The sequence below is a fragment of the Nonomuraea composti genome, assembly GCF_012034275.1.
Taxonomy (GTDB): Bacteria; Actinomycetota; Actinomycetes; order Streptosporangiales; family Streptosporangiaceae; genus Nonomuraea; species Nonomuraea composti.
Genome location: NZ_JAATEP010000018.1, coordinates 163,557 through 181,754, shown reverse-complemented (window position 1 = coordinate 181,754; position 18,198 = coordinate 163,557). Strand labels below are relative to the sequence as shown.

The window sequence follows — 18,198 nt, the reverse complement described above, 5'->3', positions numbered from 1 at the left end:
AACTTCATGCGCGGCCTCATTCGGGGCCTCATTCGGGGGCTCCGTCCGTGGGGCGGGGTAGGCGGGGGAGGTGGAGGGTGAAGAGGGCGCCGCCGTCGGGGGCGTTGGTGACCGTGAGGTCGCCGTGGTGGAGGCGGGCGTTCTCGCGGGCGATCGCCAAACCCAGGCCGCTGCCCTCCGAGCGGGCTCGGGCCGCGCTGGCCTTGTAGAAGCGGTCGAACACGTGCGGCAGCACCTCCTCGTCCAGGCCGGGACCGTGGTCGCGGACCTCGACGGTGATGTGGTGCGGGTCGGCGGTGAGGCGGAGGGAGACGGGGGGTTCGCCGTGGCGCAGGGCGTTGCCGACCAGGTTCGCGAGGATGACGTCCACGCGGCGCGGGTCGAGGCGGGCCGTCACCCCGGGGGGCAGGTCCGTGTCGACCGCGTCGGACCAGCCGCGGGCGCGCAGGGTGGCGCGGACGAGCTCGGCGACGTCGACCTCGTTCAGGGCGAGGGCCGCGACGCCGGAGTCGAAGCGGCTGATCTCGATGAGGTCGTTGACGAGGCCGGTGAGGTTGAGCGTCTCCTGGCTGACGAGGCGGGCGGCGCGGCCGGCGGGCTCGGGCAGGCCGGCCGCCTCCTCGTCGAGGACCTCGGCGACCGCGGCCAGCGCGGCGAGCGGGGTGCGCAGCTCGTGCGAGACGTCGGCCACGAACCGGCGGGCGTCGGCCTCCATCTCGCGCAGCTGGGCGACGTGCCGCTCCAGCTCGGCGGCGGTGTTGTTGAACGTGCGGGCCACGTCGGCCAGCTCGTCGGAGCCGCGCACGGCGATCCTGGTGCGCAGCTCGCCCTCGCCGAGCAGGCGGGCCGCCCGGCCGAGCTCGCGTACCGGGCGCAGCACGCCGCGGGTGGCCAGCAGCGCGAGGACGACCGCGAACGCCAGGGCCGCCCCGCTGGTGAGCCAGGCGAGCCAGGCGATCCGGTCGATGCTGCGCTGCTCGGACTGCAGGCTGCGCGCGGCGTAGACCTCGATGCCGGACGGCCGGGTCGGGGCGCCCCGTTCGGCGACCAGCAGCGGCATGCCGACGATGAGCCAGACGCCGTCCTGCAGCGCCACCCGCTGCCACGCGGTACGTCCTTGGGCCACCATCTGCCGCAACTTGGGTGAGATCGTGTCGGGGATCCGGCCCCGGATGCCTCCGGGCCTCAAGCTTCCCGGCGGCGGCGGGGGGAGCGGCGAGTGCGTCTCGCCCTGGATGGCGATCGCCGGGCTCTCGTTGTCGCTCGCGGTCGCGGCGATCATGCCGAGCTCCTCCTCGTTCGGCGTCAGGGTCCGCAGCGGGTAGAGCGTCTCCAGGCGGTCGCGCATCGACTCCACGGTGGCGTCCTGGGTGCGCTGCAGGATCTCGTTGCGGGCCAGGACGTAGAGGCCGCCGGCCACCGCGACCGCGGTCACCACGCACAGCAGCGCGAACGCGGACAGCAGCCGCGCGCGCAACCCCAGGCTCGGCAGAGGCGTCACGTCCGGTTCACACCGGGCCGAAGCGGTAGCCGAACCCGCGGACCGTCTGCACGTAGACGGGCGCGGCGGAGTCGTCCTCGATCTTGGCGCGCAGCCGCTGGACGCACGCGTCGACGAGCCGTGAGTCGCCGAAGTAGCCGTGCTCCCACACCGACTCCAGCAGTTGCTGGCGGCTGTGCACGCGGCCGGGCGTGCCGGACAGTTCGAGGAGCAGGCGCAGCTCGGTGGGGGCGAGGTTCACCGGCTCGCCGTTCTTGGAGACCACCAGGCCGGCCCGGTCGATGGTCAGGTCGCCGTACCGCTCCAGCTCCGCCTGGTCGCGGCCGATCCGGCGCAGCACGGCGCGGATGCGGGCCTCCAGCACGCGGGGCTGGACGGGTTTGACCACGTAGTCGTCGGCGCCCGCCTCCAGGCCGGCCACCACGTCCATGTCGTCGCCGCGGGCGGTCAGCATGATGATCGGCACGTCGCCGGCGGCGCGGATGCGGCGGCACACCTCGAACCCGTCCATGCCGGGCAGCATCAGGTCGAGCACGACGACGTCGGGCACGTCCGCACGCAGCCGTTCGAGCCCCTGCTCGCCGGACCCCACCGCGCGCACGCCGTGCCCGTGCCGGGACAGGGCCAGCTCAAGGCCCTCCCGCACGGCCGGATCGTCCTCGATCAACAACACCCGCGACCCGCCGCCGAGTTTCACTGCACGCTCCGTCTACTCGCCCGCCCCTCAACCCCTCCACTGTGGGGCGGCGGTGTCGCCGCCTCGTGCGCGCCATGTCATGGTTGTGTCACAGTCTCGCCGGCGGTCTCACCGGCTGCGACGCCCGCGGGCCGCCGTCGATGAACGGTGACATGCGGCGGACGGTGCGCGCACATTCGGCGCCAATCGTAGTCGGCATGAACGAAGCACGCACCATCCCACCCCGGCCGCGGGACCGGCTGTACGCCGTGGTCACGCTGGTGCTGGCCGTGCTCCTGCTGCCGGTGGCGTTCGTCCGGCGGCCGGGACGGGCCCGCGAGCTGGCCTGCCGCTGGGCGTTGCGGATGCGGTTCCCCGCCGAGGATCTCACCGGGCTCCGGGACGGGGCCCTGGCGGCGTTCAACGCGGCACGGACCGAGGCGCTGTGGCGTCACGGCCAGCTCATCGGCCTCACCTCGGGCTACCGCGACCCCGCCGAGCAGCAGCGCCTGTTCGACGAGGAGGTGCGGCGCACCGGCTCGCCGTTCCTGGCCCGCATGCTCGTGTTACCGCCGGCCGAGTCCCCGCACGTCAAGGGCGTCGCCCTGGACGTGCGCCCGCACGAGGGGGCGCGCTGGCTGGAGGAGCACGGCGCCCGCTACGACCTGTACCGCATCTACGACAACGAGTGGTGGCACTTCGAGTACCGCCCGGACCGGCGCGGCACGCCGCCCCCGCGCTGCCCGCACCCGGGCGTGCGCCACCTGATCGAGGACCGGGACCCCTGGGCGTAGCCCCGTCCCGCACACATGAAGAGCCGAAACATGAGCCGAGACACGAGCCGAGACACGAGGGCGACTTTCTCCAGTGGACGATGTGATCGTGGACCCCGAGGTGCCGCCGCAGGACGCGCGGGTGCTCAGGCAGAGCCGGGACGTCCTGCTCAGGATGCGGCAGGGGTGGACGCCCGGGCTGCTGCCGCGCTTCTCCGGCCCGCACTACTGGATGCTGGCGGCGTTCGCGCCGGCGGCCTGCTTCGGGCTGCTGCTGAGCCTGGGCATGATGAGCGCGGCGATCGTGATGCTGTTGCTCGCCGTCCCGCTGGCGCTGCTGCCGCTGCTCGGGCGCGGGGGCGGGGACGGGGGCGGGGTGGAGGCGTCCGAGCGGGCGGCCTTCGCGCAGCTTCGCTGGTACGAGGGCCGCTACGTGCTGGTCGACGACCTCGACGTGCCCGCCGCCGCGTTGCTGGTGCGCGCGCGGCGGGCCATCGCCACGGTGACGGGCTCCAGGGTGAACGCCGATGGGCTGCTCGACGACGTGCGGAACGCGGTGATGCTGCCGGAGCAGGAGTGGGAGATCGCGCGGCTGCTGGCCAAGCTGTCGGCGTTGCGCGCCACCTACGCCGAAGCGGCCGCTCCCGGTTTCGAGGCGGTGGTGCGGGCGCTGCGTGACAGCGAGGCGGCGGTGCTGGCCCGGGTCAAGGCCCTCGAACGGTACGCGGCGGGCGTCGCCGACGCCGAGCGGGCGTACGTGACGCAGGTGCGGATCGAGGAGCTGCGGAGCCGGGCGCACCAGTACGAGGACCTGGCGGCCGAGGCGGGCGCCGACGCGTTCGCCGTACCGGAGCTGGAGCGCCTGGCGGCCGAGGCCGCGAGGCTGGTGCGGGCGCTGCGGCGACCGCCGGGGAACCAGGGGGGAACGGGGACGTGAGCAGAATGACTTTTTCTTGACCGTGTCAGAGAGCGTCAGCAATGATCACCGTCGGACCCCCCGAAAGGTGATCACGTGCGACATCTCGCAGCAAGAGTGGCGGCGTTAGCCGCCGTCCTGACCACCGTCACCCTCACCGTCCCGACCCCTGCCAGCGCCGCCGCCCAGCTCATCGCGAACGGCACCTTCACCAGCTCCACCAGCCCGTGGGCGGCGATCGGCAAGACCGCCGTCGCGGCCGAGTCCGGCCGGATGCGGGTCACGGTCACGGACGTCGTGGCCAACCCCTGGGACGCGATGGTGGCCGCACCCACCACCGCCGCCCTGACGCCGGGCCGGAGCTATACGCTCTCCTTCGACGCCTACTCCACCGTCGCGTTCACGGCCAGGGCGACCGTCCAGTACACGGCCACGCCGAGCACCAACCAGTCGCTGGCCACGGACGTGCGGCTGACCACGGGCAGCAAGCGCTACAGCATCCCGTTCACGGCCGCCGCCGCCTCCGCGACGGCCGCCGAGGTGACGTTCCAGCTCGGCGGGTCCGGCGCCAAGCCGGTCGTCCGGCTGGACAACGTGTCGCTGATGCAGACGCAGACGACCAGGCCGACGAGCCTGTACGTCAACCCGCTGTCGCACCCTGCCGACTGGGCCTCGAAGAACGCGCAGACGCCCGAGGGCCAGGCCATCATGGCGAGCATCGGCAGCAAGCCGATCTTCGAGTGGTTCGGCGGCTGGTTCGGCGACCTCACGCAGGCCGTGGACACCTACGTCGGGGCCGCGCAGGCGCAGGACCGGCTGCCGCTGCTGGTGGCCTACAACATCCCCAACCGGGACGCGTGCGCCGGCCACTCGGGCGGCGGCGCCGGCGACGCGGCCGGCTACCACACGTGGATCACCGAGTTCGCGCGGGCGATCGGCAACCGGCACGCCGTCGTCGTGCTGGAGCCCGACGGGGTCGCCGCCGCCGGCTGCGTGACGAAGATCGGCAAGGACCCCGAGGACCAGTACCGGATGCTGCTGGACGCCACGCAGGTGCTGCGCGCGCAGGCGCCGAACGCGTGGGTGTACCTCGACGCGGGCAACGCCACCTGGATCCCGGCCCCCGAGATGGCGGCGCGGCTGGTCAAGTCGGGCGTCGCGAACACGCGGGGCTTCTCGGTCAACGTCTCCAACTACTTCACCACCGGCGACAGCGAGACGTACGCGGAGGCGGTCAAGGGGCAGCTCGCCGGCACGGTGGGCGCCAAGACGTACGTGATCGACACCAGCCGGAACGGCAACGGCCCGTACCAGGACGACACGCCGGACGACAACTGGTGCAACCCGCCCCAGCGCAAGCTCGGCACCACGCCCCGGCAGCAGACGAGCGGCGCCGAGTACCTGTTCTGGGTCAAGGTGCCGGGCGACTCCGACGGGCCGTGCGGGATCGCCGGCACGACGCCCGCGGGCACCTTCAGCCCCGAGCTGGCCATGGCCCTGATCAACGGCAACCCCTGACCTTCCCCCCGTACGTCCCGGTCCGTGGCCGGAGCGACGGCTCCGGCCGCCCACAGGAGGCTGAACCCCAGTGCCAGATGGTCTCGTGAAGCGGTGCGTCGTGGGCTTCACCACGTTCGCGCTCATGGTCGCCGCGGGAGCGGCCACCGCCCCGGCGGCGGCGGCCGAGGAGCCCGCCACCTACTACATCGACAGCGTCAGCGGCAACGACACGAGGAACGGAACCTCGGCGGCGACCGCGTGGCGCACGCTGGCCAAGGCGAACGCGGCCACTCTCGTCCCCGGCTCCAAGCTGCTGCTGCGCAGGGGCGGCAGCTGGGCCGAGCAGCTCGTCGTCACCGACCGGGAATCCGGCACGCAGGAGCGGCCGATCGTCATCGACGCCTACGGCACCGGCGCCAGGCCCGTGATCAAGGGCACCGACGAGGACGCCTGCGTGCTGCTGTCCGGCAACCACATCGAGGTCTACAACCTTCAGGTCGGCGTGGAGGGCGCGGGCCGCTGCGAGTGGTCCGGGTTCTCCGTCGAGGGCGACAACAACTTCCTCAACCAGAACTACATCACCGGCGCGTCGGCGGGCGTCTACATCGACGAGGACGCCGACTACACCTCGATCAACAACAACGAGTTCGTCAACAACAACGTCATGAGCGTGAACACGGACGCGTCGGAGATGGGCGAGGAGTACGCCAACGACGACTCGGGCGCGTTCGGCATCCTGGTCCACGGCGACGACTCCGAGATCTCCTGGAACGACATCAGGGGCTCGATCGCCCCCAGCTTCGACTACGTCTTCGACGGCGCGGCGGTCGAGATCTTCAAGGGCTCGCGCAACTACGTGCACCACAACATCTCGGTGGACAACGACACCTTCACCGAGCTCGGCACCCTGACCTCACCGGACGGCCAGTCGCAGGACCCGGACGGCACCGCGGACAACGTGTTCGAGTACAACGCCGTCTACGGTGAGCGCACCAGGGGCGGCATGGTCACCCGCGGTCCGTTCAAGGAGGAGGCCGGCTCGCCGGTCGAGCCGAACGGCCCCGTCCTGCGCACGGTCTTCCGCAACAACTCCATCTACCTGACGCACGAGGACGCCGAGGGCGTGGTCTGCGACGCGAGCTGCACGAACGAGCACCTGACGATGACGCAGAACGCGATCTACGCCAAGAAGAAGAGCGTGTACGCGCCCGGCGTGACGAAGGCCGCGAACTCGTACAACGTGCTGGACGGCGACCAGTACCAGATGGCCGACGACGGCACCGGCAACGTCTTCGAGAACCCGCGCTTCGACCCGGCCAACCCGCTCCGGCTCCTGTCCGGCAGCAAGGCGATCGGGCTGGGCAAGGTCAAGTACGGCGAGATCGACCTGAACGGCGTCGCGATCGGCACGGGCGGCGGCATCGAGGCCGGCGCCTACGAGTACACCGCCGGATAAACCGCCTACGAGTACACCGCAGGATGAACAGGACAGTCAGAAGCCGCGCGTCCGCCGCAGGGCGGGCGGGCGGCCGTCCGGGTCCACGGCGAACCGGTACATCGGCAGCGCCAGCAGCTTGCGGACGCGCGACAGCCGCGGCTCCGGATGCGGCCGCAACCGCCCCGGCGGCCGCGGCGGCCCCCCTGACACGCGGCCGTCGGAGGCGACGGACTCGTGCCAGGACTCCAGGGCCGCCGCGGAGCGGGCGAAGGCGTCGAAGGCGGCCACCGGGTCGCACAGCTCGTCCACCCGCTCCGCCGGCAGGTCCAGGTGCTCGGCCATCAGGGTGAGCCGCAGGTCGCGGGCGAAGCGCAGCGCCCCGGCCGGCGGGCGCGGGTCCTCCTCCTCGTCGAGCACCGCGCAGCTCAGCTCCGAGTCGTACGTCCACGACCGCAGGTTGACGTTGTCGGAGCCGATGGCGGCCCACACGTCGTCCACGACGCACACCTTCGCGTGCACGTACACGGGCGTCCCCTGGTGGTTCTCCAGGTCGTAGATGGCGACCCGGTCGCCGCCGGCCCGGCGCAGGCGGCGCAGCGCGTCGGCGCGGCCGATGAGGCTGGCGGGGCCGGCCAGCCAGCCGTCCTGGTCGGGGTGGCGCGGCACGATGACGATCATGCGCAGCCCGGGCTCGCGCTCCAGGGCGCGGGCGAACGGCTCGATCACGTCCGTGGACCACAGGTACTGGTCCTCCAGGTAGATGAGCGATCGGGCGCGGGCGAGGACCTTGCGGTAGGCGTGGGCGATGCTGCGCTCGCCCTCGGGCGCGAACGGGTATCCGCGCCGGGCCGGGTACGTGCGCAGCAACTGAACGTTGTGGCGGCCGGCGGGCGGCGGGGGCGGCCCGGGGCGGGGGAGCGGCGGGGCGTCGTCGAGGCGGCCGAGGTGGTCGCGCAGGCGGCGCACCGGGTCGCGGGTCTCCGGCGCCGGGTCCTCCCACCGCTCGCAGAACACCTGCTCCACCTCGGCGACGGCGGGCCCGCGGACGGCGGCCTGCACGTCGTGCCAGGGCGGGCGCGGCCCGTACACGTCGGGCATCGGGGCGGGCTGCGGGTCGCCCTGGTGGGAGGCGTCGTCGCGGCGGCTGTGGCACAGGTCGATGCCGCCGACGAAGGCGACGTCGCGGGTGGCGTCGCGGTCGTGGCGCAGGATGACGAACTTCTGGTGGTGGGAGCCGCCGACGGCGGTGCGGGTGTCGAGCAGCGCCTGCCCGCCGGTGTCCTCGATCTCCTGGCCGAGGTGGCGGTTCTCGGCGGAGCTGAACCGCAGCAGGTCGAGGTGGGAGCGCCAGATGAGGCCGCGTACGATCGCGCCGCGCTCGGCGGCGGCCGCCATGGCCGCGCCCACGGTGGGGCCGCCGGGGGTCAGGCGCTCGTCGGGGTCGCCCCGCCAGTCGGCGAACAGCAGCAGGTCGTCCTTGCCCAGCCGCTCCAGGCACGCCCTTAACTCGGCGAAGTAGGTGGCGCCGTGGACGAGCGGCCGCACCTCGTTCCCGCGCGACCAGGCGGGCAGCTTGCTCGCCGGGTTGCCGCGCTCCTCCTCGCTGAGGAACCAGTCCTCGATTCGCATTCGGTCCTGGCTACCCCGGGAGCGGCGGCTGATACCTCTGCCGGGCGGGCCCGCGCGCCGGCTCGGTGACCGGTGATGAAGGGTGCGCGGGCAGCCGCACGGTGAACACGGCGCCGCCGCCGGGCCGGCCGTCGGCGGTGATCGTGCCGTGGTGGCCGTCCACCACCTCCCGGACGAGCGCCAGCCCCAGCCCGAACCCCGTCCCCTCGAACCGGGTGAACAGCCGCTCGGCGTCCTCGGGGTCGAGCCCGGCGCCGTCGTCGCGGACGGTGAGCAGGACGGTGCCGGGCTCGCCGGCCAGCGTCACCCAGATGTGCCCGCCGGGGCCGGTGTGGCCGAGCGCGTTGTCCAGCAGGGCCGACACGACCCGCCGCAGGGCGGACTCGACGCCGCGGACGACGTGGTCGCCCGGCCCGTCGCAGCGCACCACGATGTCCACCCCGCGCGCGGCGGCCCTGGCGTCCTCGGCGGCGGCCAGCTCGGCGGCGAGCGCGGCCAGGTCGACCGGGCCGAAGGGCCGGCGCAGCTGCTTGAACTGGGCGGACCTGAGCAGGTCGGCGACCACTTCGCCGAGCTGCCCGCTGCCCTTGACGAGCTGGTCGACCTCGTCGATGAGCAGGATCGGGTCGGTGCCGCCGCGCAGCCGCCGGGACAGGAGCTGGGCGCGGGTGTGCAGGCGGGTCAGCGGCGTGCGCAGCTCGTGGCTGACGTCGGCGGCGAAGCGGCGCTGGCGGGCCAGCGCCTCGCCGAGCGGCGCGATGGCGCGGCGGGAGACGACCTGGCCGACGAGCAGCGCGGCCAGCAGCCCGGCGACCTCCGCGCCGGCGAGCGTGCGCAGCAGCCGCGCCTGCTCGGCCGCCTGGTAGCGCAGGTCCATCACGGCCTGCACGGTCGTGTCCGCGCGGCGCCGCGTGTGGACGAGGTAGTCCCGTCCGGCCACGCCGACCCGCGCGGTGCGCGGGGCGGCGCCGGCGGCCACGCGGGCGAGCTCCGCCCGCACGGGCAGCGCCGCGGGGGCGCCGGGCGAGGCGCGTACGGTGCCGTCGGCGCGCAGCTCGTACAGCCACACGCAGGGCGGCGGGTAGGCGAGGGGCGAGCGCTGCGCGGCGACGCCCAGGTCGCGCTCGGCCGCCGTGCCCTGGCCGTGCCCCATGGCGCACCAGACCAGCACGCCGACGAGCGCGAGCACCACGGAGATCGCGCCCGCGACCTGCACGGTGATGCGCCGCCGGGCGCGGACGAGCAGCCGCCGGTCGGGGTCGGGCAGCCGCTCCCGGGCCGGCCGGGGCCCGCCGGCGAGCCGGCGGCCGAACGGCGTGACGCTCACAGCGCACCGAGACGGTAGCCCACGCCCCGCACGGTGCGCACGACGCCGGAGCCCAGCTTGGCGCGCAGGTAGTACACGTACGTGTCCACGATCGACTCCTTGTTGGCACCGTCGAAGACCCGCTGCCGCAGCGACCTGCGGGTGTGCACCTGCCGGGGCCGGGCGGCCAGCGCGCTGAGCAGCCGGCACTCCTGCCCCGACAGCGTCACCTGCTCCCCGCCCGGCAGGCGCACCACGCGGGCCTCGGTGTCGAGCCAGCCCGCGCCGAGCGGCAGCAGGCCGGCCTGGTCGAGGTTGCGCCGGTGCAGGGCGCGCACCCGGGCCAGCAGCTCGTCGATCTCGAACGGCTTGACCAGGTAGTCCTCGGCGCCCGCGTCCAGCCCGGTCACCCGGTCGGCGACCGAGCCGAAGGCGGTGAGCACGAGGACCGGCACGGTGACGCCCTGCCGGCGCAGCCGCCGCACGAGGTCGATCCCGTCGAGGGCGGGCAGGCCGCGGTCGACGATGAGCACGTCGTACCGGCGGGACAGCCCCAGGTGCAGGCCGCGCTGCCCCTCTGGCGCGTGCTCGACGGTGTAGCCCTGTTCGGTGAACAGGCCGACCAGCATGGTGCTCAGCTCGCGGTCGTCCTCGACGAGCAGCAGCCGGCGTGAGGCGGGGCCGGAACTGCTTGATGTCTCAACCACCAGTCCACGTTTGCACCACTGCGGCCGATTTACCAGATCCACTCGGCCATTGGCCCACCGGACCACGCTTCCGCGTGAAACGTTCACGTGGAAGGGGCGCGGGCTTCCACCGGACGGTCCTCGGGCCGCTCCCCGGCCAGGGCGCCGGCCTCCAGCCGGTCGGGCAGGGCCAGCTTGTACAGGGGCAGGGCGCCGGCGGTGGTGATCACCGCCACGAGCACGAGCATGGCGAACAGCTCTGACGTGATCATGCCCTGGGCCAGGCCGATGTTGATGAAGATGAGGATCATCAGGCCGCGCGCGTTCATGAGCGCCCCCACCGCGTACGACTCCCGCCGGCCGAACCCGATGCCCCGCATCGCCCACGAGCACCCGAAGTACTTCCCGGCGAACCCGGCCAGCAGGATCAGCCCGAACGCCCCCAGCATGGCGCCGCCCGCGATGCCGCCGAGCTGGGTGTTCAGCCCCGAGAAGGTGAAGAAGGTGGGCAGCAGCAGCGTCGAGACGACGTCCATCATGCGGCCGTGCAGCGCCCGCCGGAACACGGGGTCGCGCGGCATCGCCAGGCCCGCGAAGAAGCCGCCGAACACCGAGTACACGCCGATCCAGTCCGTCACCCAGCCGGCGGCGAGCGGCACGAGGACGACCACGTACATGGCGGTCGGGCCGAGCTGTCCGGTGCGCGCGACGGACCTGCCCAGCGGGCGTAGCAGCGGGGCCACGACCTTCAGCATCACGACCGCGAACACCGCGGTCAGCACGATCGTGGGCAGCGCGCCGCCGGGGCCGGTGCCCAGGTGCATGGCCGACAGCACGGCCAGCAGGCACCAGGCCAGGGCGTCGTCGATGGAGGCGGCCAGCAGGGTGAGCCGGCCGACGGGCGTGTGCTCCAGGCCCCGCTCGTACAGGATCCTGGCCAGCATGGGGAAGGCGGTCAGCGACAGCGCGCCCCCGAGGAACAGGGCGAACTGCAGCGGCGGCACGTCGGGGCGGGAGAGCAGGTCGTACAGCAGGAAACCGGCGCCGGCGCCCAGCAGCAGCGACGGGGCGATCCCCGACGCGGCCAGCACGCCGGCCTTGCGGACCTCGCCGGGCGTGCTCGCAGAGCCGTGCTCGATGCCGGCGCCGACGAGGAACATGTAGAGGGTCAGGCCGACGGTGCTCAGCACGTACAGGACGGGCCGCACCTCCGGCGGGAACAGCGCCGCCTGCGCCTCGGGGAACAGCCAGCCGAACAGGGTGGGGCCGAGCAGCACGCCGGCGACCATCTCGCCGAGCACGCGCGGCTGCAGCACGAGCTGGGCCAGCCGCCCGCAGACCGCCGCGGCGACGAGCAGCACGACGAGGGCGGGCAGGACCTTCAGCACCAGGGCGAGGTTGGCGTCAGGGGCGGTGACCAGTGCGGTGACGTGCATGGGATCCCTCCGGCTCAGGACCGAACGTTTCAGAGGAGGAGAAATGGCGCTCGCACAGCCGTAGCCGGCGCGCGTCCCAGACCATGTAGGTGCCGAGGACGAGCTGCGCGAGGCTGCGCCAGACGTCCTCACAGCGGTCGCGCACCCGCAGGTACGCCAGCGCCGGCCCGGGCCGGTGCGGCGCGCCGCGCGGGGTGAGCAGGCACGGCCCCCGGTGCGGCATCGCCCTGGTGTGCGAGACGGAGGAGTCGAGGAGGTAGCGGCCCAGCACCTCTCGCGTCACCACCCGCATCACGATCGGCGCCAGCCGCCAGGCGGGGCACGGCCGGTTGGCCGCGACGCCGAACGGGATGTGGTGGAGCCGTTTCGCGCCGGGCCCCGCGAAGCGGTCAGGGTCGAAGCGGTCGGGGTCGGCGCAGCCGGCGTGGTGGAAGGCGGGGTAGTTGAAGCAGAGCACCGAGCCGGCCGGGATCGTGGCGCGCCCGTCGAGCGCGATGTCGCCGGTCGTGACGCGGTGGGCGATGCCGAAGAGCGGGTAGAGCCGCAGCGTCTCGGCCATCACCTGGTCGAGGTAGGCGTCGTCGCCGGTGCGGGCCCGCTCCTGCACCTCCGGATGGCGGGCGAGCACCAGCAGCAGGTGGGCCATGGCCTCCGAGAGCTGCACGACGGCGGTGGTGCAGAAGGCGCCGTGCAGGTAGTACGCCTGCTGGCGCGGCGTCAGCCCCTCGGGCAGCGGCACGCGCACCCGGTGCAGGTTGCGCATCAGGTAGGCGGTCAGGCGGTCGCGGCGGCCCATGTGCCGCAGCCGCGTGCACTGGAGCGCGCCGGCGACGTCCTCGGCGTTCGCGGCGATGAGGTCGCGGGCCTCGCGCGGGCACGGCTCGCCGAACACCAGCTCGTAGGAGAACTCCGCCCACATCGGGATCATCAGGTCCCGCAGCCGCACCAGGCCGCGCACGTCACGCAACGCCCGGCCGGCGCAGCGGCGGGCCAGCTCCTCGGCCTCCGTGCGGCGCACGGCGAGCAGACGGCGCGTGGTACGGGCCACCGCGTCGTACGTGTCACCCGCCTCCAGATGCTCCTGGTGCATCTCGGGGCCGGGCGAGAGCCAGTACCAGAACAGGTCCGACAGCGCCGCCCCCTTGCTGCGGCCGCCGGCGGCCGGGTGCGCGTACACCTCCTCGAACTGCTCGACGCCGACGAGGTCGCCGGGCACCGGGATGCCCTCGTCCCCGTTGATCCGCTCGAACACGCGCACCCGCAGCGCCACGACCCTGGCCGGCAGCCACCACGGCAGGCTGACCAGCCCGGCCAGCCCGACGAGCGCGATGATCAGCATGCCCGTCCCTTCCTCACCCGGGCGCTCATGCCGGGACGGACGCCGTCCGCGCGGCGAGGAAGGCTCGCAGCGGCTCCACGTGCACCTCAGGGGAGTCCCACTCGTTCTCCAGGTTCTCCGTGAGGTGGTGGGCGGCGACGGGCTCGCCCGGCCGGTGGTGCCGCACGACGGGGTGCAGGTAGTGGCCCTCGTGGGCGCGCGCCGAGTCGCTCTGGGCGATCCGCGCCACCTCGATGTCGAACGGGTCCACCTGGTCGTGGCCGGGGCCGTACTCCAAGGTGATCGCGAAGTGGCCGCGGTCGCCGATCGGCGGGCCCTCCATGTCGTACGGCACCTCCTCCAGGTACCGGGCGCCGCCGTCGTCGTCCAGCACGATCACGTCGGCCAGCAGGCCGAACTGCTGCCACAGCGCCGAGGTACGGTTGACCCGCTCGATCACGGCCGCCGCGAGCGCGGCCGGGTCCGCGGGCAGCCTCCTGCCCGGCCACGGCACGCCGTGGTGGCGCGACTCCAGGACGCGGTGCAGGGCGCGCACGCCGTACCGGAAGCCGTGGATGAAGCCGCTGGTGCCCTGCTTGAAGTCACGTGACTGGGTGATGGTGCCGGCGAAGTACAGGTCGGGGACGTTGACCGACTCGTACGCGGGCGTCAGCGCCGGGAACCGGCCGTCGATCACCAGCTCCGGGCGGCAGTCGCCGGCGAAGATCGAGGCGTCGAAGCGGAAGCCGGTGCAGACGATCACCCGGTCGTACGGGATGTCCTTGGTGACCTCGTTGACCCGGGCGAAGGCCACCGTGACCAGGTACGTGCCGTCCGGCTGCCGCTCGATGCGCCGCACGTCGCCGTCGAGCAGCGCGTTCTGCGACTTGAGCTGGTAGGTGTCGAGGAAGCCGTTGTTGATCGCGCGCAGGTGGCCGACGTAGTGGGTGCGCCACGCCATGCGGACGGAGTGCGGGCCCGCCACGTGGATGACCGCCGCCGTCTCCATGAGGTTGTCGGCCGTCTCGAAGGCCGAGTTGCCCTTGCCGAGGATGAGCACCCGTCGCCCCAGGTAGTCGGCCGGGTCGACGGAGGCGGTCTCGTACAGGTCGGCCGTCTCGATGCCCGGGATGGGCGGGACGTTCGGCCGGGAGACGCCGGTCGCCACGACGACCCGCCGCGCCCGGTACGCCCGGCCGTCCTCCAGCGTCACCAGGAACGGGCCCGGCCGCTCCACCCGGGCCACCCGGGCGCCGCAGGCGATCCGCAGCCCGCACGCCCGGGCGTAGTCGCCCAGGTAGCGGACCATGTCGTCGGCCTGCGGGAAGTAGCGGTCGCTGTAGCGGGTGAACAGCAGGTCGGGGTCGTCCGACAGCAGCGAGTTCCAGTCCATCCGCAGGTTCAGCTCGGGATCGTCCCAGCCGGTGTTCTTCTTGTTGATCGAGATGAGCGTGCGGTGGCGCGGGAACGTGCGGAAGAACTGGCCCGGCGCGGGCCCGGCCTCGAGGATCAGGTAGTCGCGGCCCGCCCGGTGCAGATGATGGCCGAGCTGGAGGCCCGCGGGCCCGGCGCCGATCACCAGGTAGTCGAGGGTATTGTCCGGCACTGACAGCCTCCGTCACTGCAAAGTGGTTGAAGCGGTGAACATCAGTGTTGGCGGGCAATTCTCAGAGATTGCTCAGAACAGGTGCGTGAGCAGCGCTCTCTTGTCGGGCTTGCCGCTGGTGGCCACCGGGACGCCCGGCACCACCGTGATCGTCTTGGGCACGCTGTCGGCGCCCAGCTCCGCCCGGACGCGGGCGGCCAGCGCCGCCTGGTCCGGCACCCGGCCCGGCGCCGGCACCACGAACGCGTGCACCGCCTCGCCCGTGCCCTCGTCCGGCGCCCCCACGACGTACGCCTCGTCCACGTCGGGATGGCCGGTCAGCACCCGCTCGATCGGCCCCGCGTACACGACCACCGCGTTGACCATGACCACGTCGCGGGAGCGGCCCTCCAGGTGCAGGAAGCCGGCGGCGTCCACGTGGCCCAGGTCGCGGGTGCGCAGCCAGCCGTCCCGCAGCGTGTCGCGGGTCTCCGCCTCGTCGCCCCAGTACCCGGCCATGATGTACGGGCTGCGCACGAAGATCTCGCCCGTCCGCCCCGGCGGCAGCTCGGCGCCGTCGTCGTCGCGCACGCTCAGCTCGACCCCGGGATGCGGCAGGCCCACCGGGGTCACGACGCCGGCCGCGATGTGCTCGGGGGTGAGCATCGCGACGTTGCCCGCCTCGGTCTGCCCGTACCCCTGGTAGACGACGGGGCCCAGCCGGGCGGCGGCCGCCCGCAGCCGGCGCGGGGCGATCGGCGAGCCCGACACCATCAGCGCCCGCAGGCTCGACACGTCCGCCGAGTCCAGCAGCTCCAGCATCCGGTACAGCCGCGGCACCGTGATGATCGACCCCGTGATGCGGTGACGCTCGATCGCGTACGGGAACAGCGGCCGCCCGTCGTCCTCCGGGATCACCGCCGTGCCGCCGCCGAGCAGGCACGGCGCCAGGAACTCCAGCACCACCATGCTCGCCAGCGTCCCGAACAGCAGGTACCGCTCGAACCCGCGCGCGAACGCCGCCGCCACCGGCGACCACCGGCGCGGCTGCCACGCCCAGTGCTCGCTCAGCGCCCGGTACGTGATCGCGCACCCCTTCGGGCGGCCGGTGCTGCCGCTGGTGAACGTCAGGGCGGCCACGTCGTCCGGCCGGGCGCTCACCTCCAGCGGCCCTTCGTCGCCCGGGTGGGCCAGCAGGTCCGTCGCGCCGGGCACGGGGCCCAGCGAGAGCGTCCGGCCGGTCATGAGCTGCGGCGCGGCCGTGGCCGGGTCCACGAGGACGGCGTCGATGTCCAGGCCGAGCACGTGCGCGAGCTGGGCCGGCGGGTAGCCGGGGCGGACGCCGACGACGCGGCAGCCCAGCGCGTGCGCGGCCATGTGCGCGGCGAACGCCTCGGGCGTCAGCTCCGTGCGGACGGCGACCGCCCGGCCGGGGCCGAGGCCCGCCGCGCGCAGCGCGCCCGCCAGCCGGCGGATCAGCTCCAGGAGCTCGGCCCGGGTGACGGTCCTGCCGGCGTGCTCGAAGGCCGGGGTCGCGGGGGCCCGGCGCAGCGCCTCGATCAGGGGGTGCGGGAAGAGCATGATCGGCTCCTCTGTGCGTTGGCGAACTCCGTCAGGTGGCGGGCTCCGTGCGCAGGCTTCGTCCGTTCCCGGATGCCTGATGCCGTCATATAACGGGATTTGTCGCGACGTTAGGCGGCGCACATCAGAGACGGATCAGAGGTGCGCGGGTGAAAGTGATCGGCGCGGGCTTCGGCCGCACGGGGACCAGGTCCTTACAGGCGGCGCTCGAACGGCTCGGCTTCGGGCCCTGCTACCACATGTCCACCGTAATCGCCGAGCCGTACCGGGTACGGCAGTGGCTCGACGTCGGCGAAGGCCGCTCCCGCGACTGGGACACGCTGTTCGCCGGGTTCGGGTCGGCGGTCGACTGGCCCGCCTCCGCGTACTGGCGGGAGCTGGCCGCGCACTACCCCGACGCCAAGGTCGTGCTCACCGTCCGCGACCCCGCGCGCTGGTACGACAGCGTCAGCGCCACCATCTTCCGCGGCGTGACCGAGCGGAGCGGGCCACTGCCCCTGCGGCGGCGCATGATCCAGTGGCTGGTGGCGCGGCGGGCGCCCGACTTCGCCCTGTTCCCCCAGATGACCAGGGCGACCTTCGTCGACCCGGTCTTCGGAGGCCGCGTCGACGACCGCGACCACGTCATCGAGGTCTTCCAGCGGCACATCACCGAGGTCAAGGCCGAGATCCCGGCCGAGCGGCTGCTCGTGTTCGAGGCGGCGGACGGGTGGGAGCCGCTGTGCGCGTTCCTCGGGGTGCCCGTGCCCGGCGAGCCGTACCCGCGGGCCAACGAGCGGAACGAGTTCCGGCGCAAGCGGCCCCGGCGGCTGGCCCGGCTCATCGTGCGCGGGCGCTGACCGTCAGGACAGCGTCCACTCGCCCTTCTGGCTGGCGAACCCGCTGTTCAGCGCGAACTGGAACTTTGCGGGCTGCGCCGACTGCGGGATCTCGAACACGATCACGCCCTTACGCGAGTCGCCCGCGTTCGCCGTCACGCTGCCGCCGAAGCCCTGCCCCTCGCTGACGTTGGCGATCGCCGAGTTGTACTGCTGGTTCTGCGCGTCGATGAGGACGGCGCCGTTCGTGGGGGAGTCGCTGTAGACGGCCTGGCCCGCGTTGGTGAGCGTGACCTCCACCGCGACGTACTTCTTGCCGGTCTGCGGCTTGAAGAAGTCGGAGGCCGGGGTGGCCGGGTTCACGACCCGGTTCACCGTCACGCTCACCTTGAGGCTCGGATCGGTGCCCTGGAGGGTGAGCGCGCCGCCCACCCTGGCCGTGGTGGGCTGCTGGCCCTGACCCTGGGCTTGCTGGTCCGCCGGATTCGCCAGGTTAGCCGGGTTTGTCGGATCGGCCGGGTTTGTCGGCTGAAGCTGGCCCAGCGTGTCCGCCGACGGCAGGCCCGCAGGATCACCCACGGCGTCACCCGCCGCGTCACCGGCTGCATCATCGGCCGCCGGAGGGTCGCTCGCCAGCGGATCCTGCGTAGGCATGACCATGTTCGGCCCGCCGGTGCCGGTGAGCACCGCCGACTTGCCGGTGTCCGTCAGCACCATCACCACGGCCGCGCACGCGCCCAGGAGCAGCAGCGGGACGCCGATCGCGAGCAGCACGACCAGCGCCCGGTTGTCGCGCGGCGACGGCGGCGGCACGGGCTCCAGGTAGCCGGGATCGGGCCGCGGCGGGTAGGACGGCTGCGCGTATGGAGGCTGCGCGTATGGAGGCTGCGCGTATGGAGGCTGCGCGTATGGAGGCTGCGCGTATGGCGGTTGGGGCCGCGGGCCGTACGTCGGCTGCTGGTACGGAGGCTGAGGTCCGTACGGGCCGGACGGCAGGGGCGGGTATCCCATGGCGCGACTCCTGATAGGGGACGG

General features: G+C 73.2%; 15 protein-coding genes. 5 read left to right on the top strand and 10 right to left on the bottom strand.

Going from position 1 to position 18,198, the window contains the following annotated elements:
• Positions 1–28: 28 nt before the first annotated feature.
• Positions 29–1,501 carry an ATP-binding protein gene (locus HCN51_RS25570; protein ID WP_346433792.1) on the bottom strand — a complete coding sequence of 491 codons (1,473 nt, stop codon included), beginning with the start codon at positions 1,499–1,501 and terminating at the stop codon, positions 29–31.
• A 7-nt stretch (positions 1,502–1,508) separates the two neighbouring features.
• Positions 1,509–2,198, bottom strand: coding sequence for a response regulator (locus HCN51_RS25565; protein WP_168012269.1), 690 nt, complete (start codon positions 2,196–2,198; stop codon positions 1,509–1,511).
• Positions 2,199–2,395: 197 nt separating this feature from the next.
• Here HCN51_RS25565 and vanY-N point away from each other — a divergent pair, with 197 nt between their 5' ends.
• The 4 genes from vanY-N (at position 2,396) to HCN51_RS25545 (ending at position 6,822) form a co-directional block, all read left to right on the top strand.
• The gene (gene vanY-N, locus HCN51_RS25560) at positions 2,396–2,971 is read left to right on the top strand and encodes a D,D-peptidase/D,D-carboxypeptidase VanY-N (RefSeq protein WP_168012267.1); all 576 of its coding nucleotides are present in this window, start codon (positions 2,396–2,398) and stop codon (positions 2,969–2,971) included.
• Positions 2,972–3,044: 73 nt separating this feature from the next.
• On the top strand, positions 3,045–3,887 hold the full coding sequence (locus tag HCN51_RS25555) for a hypothetical protein (protein WP_168012265.1): 843 nt from the start codon (positions 3,045–3,047) through the stop codon (positions 3,885–3,887).
• A 75-nt stretch (positions 3,888–3,962) separates the two neighbouring features.
• The gene (locus HCN51_RS25550; protein WP_346433791.1) at positions 3,963–5,384 is read left to right on the top strand and encodes a glycoside hydrolase family 6 protein; all 1,422 of its coding nucleotides are present in this window, start codon (positions 3,963–3,965) and stop codon (positions 5,382–5,384) included.
• A gap of 85 nt (positions 5,385–5,469) precedes the next feature.
• Positions 5,470–6,822, top strand: coding sequence for a right-handed parallel beta-helix repeat-containing protein (locus tag HCN51_RS25545; protein WP_168012263.1), 1,353 nt, complete (start codon positions 5,470–5,472; stop codon positions 6,820–6,822).
• Between the two features lie 36 nt (positions 6,823–6,858).
• Here HCN51_RS25545 and HCN51_RS25540 read toward each other — a convergent pair whose 3' ends face one another.
• The 7 genes from HCN51_RS25540 to HCN51_RS25510 all read right to left on the bottom strand — a co-directional run bounded on the left by HCN51_RS25540 (position 6,859) and on the right by HCN51_RS25510 (position 16,345).
• On the bottom strand, positions 6,859–8,433 hold the full coding sequence (locus tag HCN51_RS25540) for a phospholipase D family protein (protein ID WP_168012261.1): 1,575 nt from the start codon (positions 8,431–8,433) through the stop codon (positions 6,859–6,861).
• 10 nt (positions 8,434–8,443) lie between these two features.
• Positions 8,444–9,760 (bottom strand): ATP-binding protein, encoded by a 1,317-nt coding sequence (locus HCN51_RS25535; RefSeq protein WP_206067758.1) that lies wholly within the window; start codon positions 9,758–9,760, stop codon positions 8,444–8,446.
• Complete coding sequence (locus tag HCN51_RS25530; protein ID WP_206067756.1) at positions 9,757–10,446, bottom strand: response regulator; 690 nt, start codon at positions 10,444–10,446, stop codon at positions 9,757–9,759. The genes HCN51_RS25535 and HCN51_RS25530 overlap by 4 nt, the downstream gene beginning before the upstream one ends.
• 83 nt (positions 10,447–10,529) lie before the next feature.
• The gene (locus tag HCN51_RS25525) at positions 10,530–11,861 is read right to left on the bottom strand and encodes a cation:proton antiporter (RefSeq protein WP_168012259.1); all 1,332 of its coding nucleotides are present in this window, start codon (positions 11,859–11,861) and stop codon (positions 10,530–10,532) included.
• A complete protein-coding gene (locus HCN51_RS25520; protein WP_168012257.1) occupies positions 11,830–13,200 on the bottom strand; it encodes a cytochrome P450 in 1,371 nt (456 codons plus the stop codon). Before HCN51_RS25520 ends, HCN51_RS25525 begins: the two co-directional genes overlap by 32 nt.
• A 25-nt stretch (positions 13,201–13,225) precedes the next feature.
• Positions 13,226–14,785 (bottom strand): NAD(P)-binding domain-containing protein, encoded by a 1,560-nt coding sequence (locus tag HCN51_RS25515; RefSeq protein WP_168012255.1) that lies wholly within the window; start codon positions 14,783–14,785, stop codon positions 13,226–13,228.
• 72 nt (positions 14,786–14,857) lie between these two features.
• Positions 14,858–16,345 carry a class I adenylate-forming enzyme family protein gene (locus tag HCN51_RS25510; RefSeq protein WP_168012253.1) on the bottom strand — a complete coding sequence of 496 codons (1,488 nt, stop codon included), beginning with the start codon at positions 16,343–16,345 and terminating at the stop codon, positions 14,858–14,860.
• Between the two features lie 149 nt (positions 16,346–16,494).
• Here HCN51_RS25510 and HCN51_RS25505 point away from each other — a divergent pair, with 149 nt between their 5' ends.
• Positions 16,495–17,184, top strand: coding sequence for a sulfotransferase (locus tag HCN51_RS25505; RefSeq protein ID WP_168012251.1), 690 nt, complete (start codon positions 16,495–16,497; stop codon positions 17,182–17,184).
• Between the two features lie 3 nt (positions 17,185–17,187).
• Here HCN51_RS25505 and HCN51_RS25500 read toward each other — a convergent pair whose 3' ends face one another.
• Positions 17,188–18,174, bottom strand: coding sequence for a DUF4352 domain-containing protein (locus HCN51_RS25500; protein ID WP_168012249.1), 987 nt, complete (start codon positions 18,172–18,174; stop codon positions 17,188–17,190).
• Positions 18,175–18,198: the final 24 nt, after the last annotated feature.

Excerpts from the sequence above, each read along its gene's own strand:
- HCN51_RS25540 (WP_168012261.1), bottom strand. The coding sequence starts at position 8,433 with ATGCGAATCGAGGACTGGTTCCTCAGCGAGGAGGAGCGCGGCAACCCG.
- HCN51_RS25525 (WP_168012259.1), bottom strand. The coding sequence starts at position 11,861 with ATGCACGTCACCGCACTGGTCACCGCCCCTGACGCCAACCTCGCCCTG.
- HCN51_RS25520 (WP_168012257.1), bottom strand. The coding sequence starts at position 13,200 with ATGCTGATCATCGCGCTCGTCGGGCTGGCCGGGCTGGTCAGCCTGCCG.
- vanY-N (WP_168012267.1), top strand. The coding sequence starts at position 2,396 with ATGAACGAAGCACGCACCATCCCACCCCGGCCGCGGGACCGGCTGTAC.
- HCN51_RS25510 (WP_168012253.1), bottom strand. The coding sequence starts at position 16,345 with ATGCTCTTCCCGCACCCCCTGATCGAGGCGCTGCGCCGGGCCCCCGCG.
- HCN51_RS25500 (WP_168012249.1), bottom strand. The coding sequence starts at position 18,174 with ATGGGATACCCGCCCCTGCCGTCCGGCCCGTACGGACCTCAGCCTCCG.